Source organism: Paenibacillus sp. YN15, assembly GCF_003285005.1.
Taxonomy (GTDB): domain Bacteria; phylum Bacillota; class Bacilli; order Paenibacillales; family NBRC-103111; genus Paenibacillus_AR.
On the sequence record NZ_QMFA01000060.1, the window covers coordinates 19408 to 29300 of the forward strand.

5 protein-coding genes are annotated in these 9893 nt (G+C 56.1%); 1 reads left to right on the forward strand and 4 read right to left on the reverse strand.

The genetic code is table 11. From position 1 onward, the window contains the following. Positions 1-108 precede the first annotated feature (108 nt). The 4 genes from DQG13_RS28610 to DQG13_RS28625 all read right to left on the reverse strand — a co-directional run bounded on the left by DQG13_RS28610 (position 109) and on the right by DQG13_RS28625 (position 7120). Complete coding sequence (locus tag DQG13_RS28610) at positions 109-3540, reverse strand: CBM96 family carbohydrate-binding protein (protein WP_181593060.1); 3432 nt, start codon at positions 3538-3540, stop codon at positions 109-111. A 107-nt stretch (positions 3541-3647) separates the two neighbouring features. Next, positions 3648-5228 (reverse strand): extracellular solute-binding protein, encoded by a 1581-nt coding sequence (locus tag DQG13_RS28615; RefSeq protein WP_113023610.1) that lies wholly within the window; start codon positions 5226-5228, stop codon positions 3648-3650. Between the two features lie 49 nt (positions 5229-5277). Further along, entirely contained in the window at positions 5278-6147 is an 870-nt protein-coding gene (locus DQG13_RS28620; RefSeq protein ID WP_113023611.1) for a carbohydrate ABC transporter permease, read from the reverse strand. 16 nt (positions 6148-6163) lie between these two features. Beyond that, the gene (locus DQG13_RS28625) at positions 6164-7120 is read right to left on the reverse strand and encodes an ABC transporter permease (RefSeq protein ID WP_181593061.1); all 957 of its coding nucleotides are present in this window, start codon (positions 7118-7120) and stop codon (positions 6164-6166) included. 293 nt (positions 7121-7413) lie between these two features. Here DQG13_RS28625 and DQG13_RS28630 point away from each other — a divergent pair, with 293 nt between their 5' ends. Further along, a complete protein-coding gene (locus tag DQG13_RS28630) occupies positions 7414-9741 on the forward strand; it encodes a helix-turn-helix transcriptional regulator (protein ID WP_113023612.1) in 2328 nt (775 codons plus the stop codon). Positions 9742-9893: the final 152 nt, after the last annotated feature.

Here is a 9893-nt window from a genome sequence, read left to right on the forward strand (position 1 = left end):
CAATCCGGTAAAAAGAGGCCTGTCGCTCAGTCACACCCCGGTGACTTCTCGGAAGGCCTCTTTACTTTCTTTGCAAGGCAGAGGAAAGCGCTCTGCTATACTGCTATACTACTGCCCCGCTCCTTCCGCCGCCTCCGTGACGATCCACAGATAGGGAGAATGCTCATGCTCGCGGCTGCGGATGTAGATGCCCAGTCCCTTGGCGTCCAGATTCTGCAGCAGCGCCAGATTCAGAAGGCCGCCGGCGGCTTGCTGTGCCTGGGCATAAGCGGTGAGATCGATTTCATGCCATTGGAATTCGCTGTTTATGAGCTTGGACTGGAGCAGCCCTCCTGCGGCGGGCTTCGTATTCCACGTCACCTGCTTTTCCTCCCAGGGGCCCAACGCCTCGTAAACCCCCAAGGTTGCCTGCGTTCCTCCGGTATCCTGAACGGCGCCGTAGACGAACAGCGTAACGGAGGTTGCAGGGGAATCGATGGCCGATAAATCGAAGCGCATAAGAGCCTCCCGCTTGTAGCTTGCGTTGGGGTCTCCTTTGGCTACCAGCGATTGGCTTGTGCCGAAGTTTTTGGCGGCGGAGGTTCCCCCCTGCACATAGGTGTCGGCAACGGGAGCGAGGGAATAAATGCCGTCGCTGACCTCCAGTTGAGCCGCCGCTGTTTTCACATACCCGTCCAGGCGGAGCTCTACGCCTACCTTGGTCACGCCGCGGCCCACCCCGTATACGGCTCCTGTCGCGTCAATGGAGGCTATCTCCGGGTCCAGACTGAAATAGGTTTTCTCCGTCCTGCTCCAGTCCGGCGCCGAGCCGCTCAGCATCCGGGCCTCCACCTCCAGCACGGTTTGCTGGCCTACCCGGAGCAGAGCTGCCCCCGGCCGGGCCTCCACACTGGCGATCCGGTCGGGCTGCTCCCGGCGGACAAGACCCTCCACTTTAATTTCGGAAATGCTGTTCCATGTGTTGGAGGTATTGCCGTATCCGGTAATGCGGATGTACCGGGCCTGCGTTTGCGGAAAGGGGAAGCTTTCATACCCGGCCGTACTGCCGCTGCTTTGGCCGCTGTAAACTTTGGTCCATACCGTTGCGTCCGCTGATGTCTCGATATCGAAGGAGGTGGAGCGTTTGTCCCCATTGTAAAAAGCGATCTGCACCTCGCTGACAGGCCGCAGGGAATCCAACTGGAGCTGAATCCATTGCCCGGCTCCCTGGGCAGACCACCGGGTGTTGAAATTGCCGTCAATCACATTCACCGGCTCATTGCCGTCGTGGGCGCTGGCGGTAACAGGCGTGGCCGGAGCCGCCGCGGAGGAATAGAAGTAGATCCGGTATTCCGCAGCTCTCTCCTGGGAGGCGGCGGGATGGACATGAATTTTGGCCATTCCCGGTATGGCTGCGGGAGCCTCAACCGTGACGGCCGCTTCCCCATCCAGGGCCAAAGCCTCAATGGACGGAAGGGAGGCGGACTCCCCCGTATCCACATAATAGGTGAAGCGGTCCGCCTGGAAGCCGGGAATGCTTGCCCCGTCAAGCTTAAGGTCCGCAAGCGGCGACACCTGTGCGTCCGGCACCGACCACTGCTCCAGGGGGCGGATAACGGGCTGCTGCTGGGGAAGCGCCTCCCCTTCCATCAGCGGAACCAGCCATACTGCAAGGCGCATCTGACCGATGCCCTTTCCGTGAACCGTCAGCTTGGAGCCGGAGTTTCCGGCCTGGCCGGGAGGATTGGGGGAGGTGGGCAAGGGAGCGGCCTCCCGGACCTCGAAGCGCACATCCTCCTCCCCGCTGATGATCCGAGCCAGGAGCCGCTTATTCCCCTCATGCAGGACAGCGGTGCGCCCTTGATCCGCAATCTCGATTTGGGCAGAGGTGTGCATGAACCAGAAGAATTCACCCGGTTCCTTCAGAACAACCTCATCCTGGAGCAAAAACTGTCTGCGGTGCTCAAGGAGGGCGATTCCCCTTTTGGCTTCCAGCGCCTCCTCGGCATAGGCCTCGCTCATATCTGTGATCATAAAGGCCTGGTCTTGGGCGAAGCCTGACCGGACCAGCTGGGCTTTGCCCTTGGGCGCTTGGCCGGGAGCCTCGCCGGGATTGAATACCAGCGTATTCTGCCCTTCGGGACGAATCCGGTAATAAACGGTCCGCAAGGCATGGTTGAAGTAGTTGGGCAGGTTGTAATCATCTGCGCCCAGATCCTTGGCCCACCGCACGCCCAAGGCGTCCAGAACGAAGGTGCCCAGATCCAGATTGCTGTGGTTAAAGGTATTGTTGCCTCCTTTGAACCCGGCGAAGGCAGCATAAGGATCATTCCATGCGCTGCGCATAGAACCGGTTTCGGAGCGGCGAAATATCTGATCCAATTGCAGATTCACCTCTTCCGCCGGACGGATGAAGGCAGGGTCATACCAAAGCAGGTCCAGGGCAGTGGCGGCTCCCGTCTCCAATTGCGCCCGCTGGTACCACCCCAGGTTGGGATCATTAAAGCGCTTGGCAAACCAGAAGAAGACGGGACTGGTGACAAGGGAGGCCGTGCTGTCGGAGTAGTTGAAGGCCCCCTGGGGTCCGGACATATACAGGGGAAAATAGGCGGTTTTGCTCACGCCTTCGGCATCGGACAGTCCGTAATCCGTTCCCACGGCGGACAGCAGGGAAGCGGAATAAAGCACAAAATGCTTGACATTGTAGCTCCAGTAGCTTACTCCCTCGTCTCCTCCGCCATCGGGAGCAAAGGTAGGCAGAATCGCCTGGATGGATTGAAGGCCGTTCTCCAGGATTTCGCCGGCCATTTCCTCCAGCGCGGCGCTTTCATCTCCTATGGCCAGGGCGCCCATGGCCACAGAGGAGTTAATGACGGTATTCCAATTATTGCGGACGGTGGGCCAGGTGCCCGCTGCCTCTCCCCGGTAGACGGCCAGGGCGGGAGCCAGGCCCTTCTGGACAATGGCTTCCCGGATAAAGCTCCGCTGCTGCGGCGTCCAGGCGTCATACATCCAGTCAAATGCCAGGGCAAAGGCCTGCGTCATCGTGCCTACGTCAAGAAAATGCTGGGGGTTCCAGTCGGGAAATTGTCCGGCGGTCTGCACAACGGCCCAAGCTCTGTCTGCATAGGCTTGGTCTTCCTCCAGCAGGTAAAGCATGCCCAGCGCGGTGATTTCATTAAGGGTGCGCCCTGCTGCGGGCAGACGGTAGCCGTCCGGACGCTCGTAGGCGGGCAGCGGCAGGCTCAGGCTGGTTTGGGCCGATGCCTTGACCTGCTGAAGCATACGGGCGGCGAAGGAATCCTCCTCTAGCGCGCTTTGGAGACGGACAATATCCTGTTGGGTTGCCATCAGCCGGGGATGCTCCCGGTTGGGATGGAGAGTCTTCAGGGCTGTTGTGATAGCGCTTCCATAAGGGGTTGCAGTTTGCTGCGCTGCGGCTTCCTCCGGGATAGCCTGCACATAGTCCAGGCTGCCCGGCAGCAGCAGACCCAGGACAAGAACCAGCGCTGTGAGCTGTCTCCATAGGCCTCTTGTTTGCAAGAGAGTCTTACGTATCATTACAATTCCTCCTTTGTGATTTGTTGAACAGACGGAACGAAGCGGCATGCTTGCGCCTCCGCCTTGCGGGGTGCGGACTGCGCCGCACCTTCCGCAGGGGAGAGAAGCTATTGCTTCAGATAACGCTGATAGGCGTTATTCTTGATTTTCAGCACCTCCTCAATGCCCATGGTTTTCAGCTTACTGACAAAGGCGTCATAGGTGGCGTCTACGGATTCCGCCCCCAGCACCCATTTTTGGCCCATTTCGCTGGCGTAGGTATTAATCGAGGCCTCCATATTCTTCAGCTGCTTCTCCTCCTCCGAAGTATAGGCCAGGGTCGGAATTTGCTCGCGGATATAGCGGTTGGAAATGTATTCATTAATTCCTTTTTCCGCGATGGGGTTCAAATATTGCCGTTCGTATTCAAAGTCCTGATGAAAGCTGAATTCCAGCTGTGCGCCGTATTTGTACAGATTCTGAGTGACCTGGCCGCCCTGCAGAATTTCATCGGTGAATTTGGGCTTGCCGTCCACCATATGGTAGGTAAGACCCTCCACGCCGAAGTTGGCCAGTCTCCTGCCTTCCTCCGTGTACCAGAAGTCAAAATACTTTATGGTTTCCTCCGGATGCTTATTGCTTGCGGCTATTCCCCAGCCGTCCGCTTTCACCACTGCTCTGGCGGTGGGTTCAATGATTTCACCCTTCACATTGGCAGGCGGGGCAATGGGAACATAGTGGAAGCCGGGAATTTTGTCCTTCAGCGTATCATTGAAGGAGGCGGTGCTGGCAAACCAGTCATGATTGGAGCCGCCTGTATTGTTGCCCAGAAGAATATCCCGCGCCTTGTTGCCCCGGGTAAAAATCTCCTTGTCGATCAGGCCTTCCTTATACCATTGGGCCACAGAGGCAATGCCCGGCTTATATTCCGGCTCCAGGGGGCCGTAGACGATGCTGCCGTTCTTTAAGACATACCCCTGATCGGCAGCCCATAAGGAGAGCAGCTCGTAAGCGCCGTTATTGGAACGGCTGAAGAAGGGGATTTCATCCGCCTGGCCGTTGCCGTTGGGGTCCTTGTCCCGGAAGGCCTTCAGCACCTCATGGTACTTCTCCACCGTCTTCGGAACGGGCAAACCCAGCTTATCCAGCCAGTCCTGGCGGATAAACCAGCCGGAGGCCGCTTCCCCGTCGGGCGCGAAGGGAAGGAAGTACATACTTCCGTCTGCCGCCGTACCCACGCTTCTCACATCGGGCCGTGCTTCAAGAAATGCCTTAATGTGAGGGGCGTGCTTGTCGATCAGCTCCTGAAGGGGCATGAAGGCGCCCTCCTGGCCGAATTTATCCATGTTGGCTTTGGCTCCAAGGACAATATCGCTCACTTCTCCGGAGGCCATCATCATATTGAAGGCCTCGTTTCTGTCCGTCACTGTTTTGGGCAAAGTGGATTTAAGCGCCACATTGGTGATTTCGGCCGCTTTCTTAAACACGGGCCAGTTGTCGTCAAACACATTGCTTCCGTTCATGAAATGAACAGACAGGGTAAGGGGTTTCTCACTGGCCTTGCCGCCGGTTGGGGCCAATGAAGCTCCCGCCGCCGGGGATGGTTCTGCGCTCTGCTGCCCGTTGTCTCCGCAGCCGCCCAGCAGAGTGCCGCCGAGGGCCAATGCCAGAGCGGTGTGCAGGACTGGCCGTATGGCTTTTTTGTTCATGGTGTTGCCTCCCTTTTATAAGTGGAATGCTTATATGAAACGGCTCTATTTAACCTTTGACAGAACCGATCATAACTCCTTTGACAAAATATTTCTGAATAAACGGATACACCGCCACAATAGGCAAAACAGACAGCACAATGGTGGCATAAATGACCGTTTCCTGGCTGAACGCCGCTACGTCGGTGGTTGTCATCATGTCCTCGGTGGGCTTCATGTTTACGACCAGCTTGTTGAGAAGCACCTGCAGCGGGATTTTGCGCTCATCCTGGAGAATGACCATGGCCCAGAAATACCCGTTCCAGCGGCTTACGGCATAGAACAGGGAAATAGCGGCAAGAGAAGGCTTGGACAGGGGCAGCACCACCTTCCACAGAATCTGCGCATCGCTTGCGCCGTCCACCTTGGCAGCCTCCTCCAGATCTTCAGGAATGGTTTGGAAGAAGGAACGGAGGATAATGACGTTGAAGGTTGTAATGGCAAAGGCGAAAATGATGGCCGTTCTGGTATTCAGCAGCCCCAAATCCCGCAGGTTCAGGTAGAACGGGATCATTCCGGCGCTGAACAGCATGGTGAAGGCAATGAAGAAGCCAATGGCGCCACGGCCCAGGAGCCGCTTCTTGGATAAGGGATAAGCGCCGAATATGGTAAACGCCACATTAACGGCCGTGCCCGCAACCGTATAGAAGATGGTATTGGCGTAAGCCATCCACAAGGAGCTTTCATTCAGCACCTGCCGGTAGGCGGCAAGGGTAAGCTCCACGGGCCAGAGCACCACCTTACCCGTAATCACGGCATCTCCCGAGCTGATGGAGGCGGAGAGAACGTACAGGAAGGGATAGACGGCGCCGAGCGCCAGCAAAGCCAGGACAATATGATTGCAGACGGAAAATATTTGTTCACCCTTGGACAGTTTCATGCTGCTGCTCCTCTCTTTACCACAGACCGCTCTCGGTGAATTTTTTGCTGAGCTTATTGGCCGCAATGACCAGAACCAGCCCTACAGCCGAGTTGAACAAGCCTACTGCGGTTGTTAAATCGTAGTTTCCTTCCTTGATTCCTGCCCGGTACATATAGGTGCTGATGACATCCGCAGTTTCATAGGTGGCCGGCTGGTACAGGAGAATAATGGCCTCATAGCCAACATCCAGAATATGGCCGATCCGCAGAATAAGCATAATCATAACGGTGGGCAGAATGCCGGGCAGGGTGACATGCCAGATTTGCTTCCATTTGTTGGCCCCGTCAATGACAGCGGCCTCGTACAGCTCCGGATTGATTCCGGAGAGAGCGGCGATGTACAGGATTGCGCCGAAGCCCGTTTCCTTCCAGATGTTCATGGACACCAGAATGGTTCTGAAATACTCCGGCACAATGAGAAAGTAAATTTTCTCCAGTCCCAGCTTTGCCAGCATAATATTGACAAGGCCGTTGCTCGGAGCCAGGAAGTTGGTGACAATGCCCGCGATGACCACCACCGAAATAAAATGGGGCAAATAGGTCAGGGTCTGAACGGCCTTCTTAAAAAAGACATGCTTCACCTCATTAAGCAGCAGGGCCAGTATAATGGGGGCCGGAAACCCCCAAATCAGGCTGTACAGGCTAATCAGCAGGGTGTTGGTCAGGGTGCGGACGAAATAAGGACTTTGAAAAAAGGTAATAAAATGCTCGAAGCCGATCCACGGGCTTGCCGCAATTCCTTTGAATACGCTGAAGTCCTTGAAGGCGATCTGCAGACCGTACATGGGCTTGTATGCGAAAATCAGATACCAGCCAATAAAAGGGATAAGCAGAAGGTAAAAAAAACGATCCCGGGACAGGCGTGCGGCAAGCCTCTGCCAGGCGGGAAGCCAACCGGGCATTATCGGTCGGTTACTGGGCTTAGGTTCCATCAGTGACACTCCTCATTTGTTGGGGGATGTATTGTAAGCGTTCTCTCCCATAAATCCTAGCAAGGAGAGCCTCTGCCGTAAATCGCCATTATCGCGGCTCTCATCAATTTCTCCAGCCGGCGGCCTGCAGGGCAAGGGAAACAGGCCATTCCCGTGGATTTTGGAGATGAGTGGGGAAAATGAGGATTTACCGGAGGCGTCCAATCGGGATATAGTGAAGGTTGGATAGGGGATTTGGGAGAGATAATCGTGAAAGCGTATTCAATTCATACAAAGAGGCTGGGGGAGAGGGCATGAAAAGACGATTCTGGCGAAAGCTGCTGGCCGCATGCATTATGATCGCTTTCTTGTATACGTTTATTGCCGGCCTGGTTTATGCCATGAAGAACAACCAGATTATGCAGGCAGAGCTGCTCAATCAACGAAGAGCCTTCATGGAGCAGGCCAAAACCAGGCTGGACATGAAGCTCAATGTGGCCTTTAATTATGTGGCCCAACTGCGGGTCAATCCCAATGTCCTTGCCTATGCCCGGGAGCAGGAGATGGATTATTACATTATTACGTCGGTATTTAATGAGTTGAAAAACAATATGAACGCCTTCACCAATATCGGATACCAGATTGATCTGGTGAAGCAGGGGAGCGACTTGGTTATCACCCCGTACAGCACCATGTCGCGGGAGCAATATTATGCCTTTATGAACTTCGATGCCGATAACGCTGCCTGGTTTGAGGAGTTTGAGCGCTCCGGGGCTCTGCCTTCCACGGCGATGGTTCAATATAAGGAGGAGGCCAGGAGAAGCGCCGCAGCCCAGGAATACGGCGATCCGTCGGAAAGAGGCCCGTTGGTTGCCTTTGTCCGCCATGAGGCACTGGCCAACCGGGAAGGGATCATGGTTGTCATATCCTTTCATGAGGATCAATTTTTCCCGGAGCAAAGCTCGGAGCGGGATAGCTTCCGGCTGCTCTACGGCAAGGAATGGATCGGAACCGCGGCAGAGGGCCGGACGGCATGGCATAGGGCGGAGGAGATTCTGGCGGGGCTGAAGGAAAATGCTGCCCAGGCGGAGCTGAGGCTTGACGGGAGACAGGTGTATGCGGCCAAATCCGCCAGTCTGGGGAAGCTCCATTATGTATACAGCGTCCCCGACCATGCCTGGAGCGGCAGCCTGGGGGGGATCGCCCGGAGTCTGGCTCCTTTCTACGCGGGCATGACCCTGCTGGGAATCATGATCTCCCTGTTTGCCGCCAACAAGCTGTATAAGCCTGTGCGGGGAGCAGTCAGTTCCTTCCGCCGGGAAGGGACAGAGGAAGCAGCGGATGAGTTTGCCTTTATCCGGGAGTCCGCTGCGCGTATTCAGGAGGCCAATGACCAGCTTCGGGAGATGCTTCGCCACCATAAGCTTCCTTTGAAGAAAAAGTTTATGCGGGATCTTATTCTCGGGCTGCTGCCGGCGGAGCAGGCCGAGGCGGGAGTGAAGCGGCATGAGCTGGACTGGCTTCGTGGACAATCCGTTGTGGTGGTGCTGGAATTTCTGGAGGAGGAGCAGTGGAGCGAGGAATATCCGCTGGAAACGATGCTGGAGATTAAGGCCCAGGCGCTGCGGATTGTAATGGAGCATCTGGAGGCTTACGGCCCCGGCGACAGCGTGGAGCTGGATCATCTGCATTATGCCGTTCTGCTTAAGGATGGGGGGATTCCGCTTCTGCGCAAGCTGGTGCTGGAGGCGGTGGCCGGGGTGGAGGAGCGTTTTGCCATCCGCATGGCTGCGGCTGCAGGCTGTCCTGTTGCCTCAGGCGCAAGTCTGAAGGATTCCTACCGCATGGCTGCAAGGCTGCTGGAGCAGCGGCAGGTCCATGACAGGCATGCCGTTGTTACCTTTGCGGAAATGAGCCACACCGAAGGCGTAGGCAGCTGCTACCCGCTGGATGCGGAGCGGGAGCTGACCATTTGTGTGCTTCAGGGCAAGCCGGAGGAGACAGTTATGCGGTTTAACCGGATCTGGGAGGAGCATGGAAGCAGAGCGGCGGCAAACGGGGAAGCTGCGCAGCTGTTTCTCTACGCCATGATTACAACGATCAGCCGTATATGCCAGCATATAAACAAGACGGCATCGGAGGTGTTTCCCGGAGGAATTCCGTTCCAGCACATGGTCCGCTCCGGCCGGGATTCCCACGAGCAGCTGCTCCACATGCGGCAGCTGCTGGAGCAGCTGGCGGCCCACATTCGGGAGCGGAGCAAGGAGCAGGATCAATCACTGGCAGGACAGATTCTTGCATACATGCACGGCCACTACCATTATGATCTGTCCCTGACGGATATGGCCGGGCAGTTCAACCTGTCCCCCAACTACATCAGCCAGCTGATTAAAGAGAAAACAGGGGAGAGCTTCAAGGATTATCTGAATGAATACCGGGTCAAGCAGGCCAAGCGCATCATGGACGAGCATGCCGATATGAAAATCCATGATATAGCCGGGATGGCGGGGTGGAGCAATGTAAATACCTTCATCCGGGTGTTCAAGAAGTATGAGGGCGTCACCCCCGGCCAATACAGGCAGCAGGACAGGGAGAGGGATAGGGATAGTGGGAGGGAGAGCGGTAGCGACCCAGGCCTGTAAAAAGCTCCTTTTCTAACGAATATCACCAACGCTAATTGGCCAATTTGGCTGCCATCCATACTTTAACGAATCTGCAGCACCTTATTTCCACTAACGATGCATCAAATATAACATGACCAAAGAGGTCATCTAGTCAGGAGGACATTGTACTC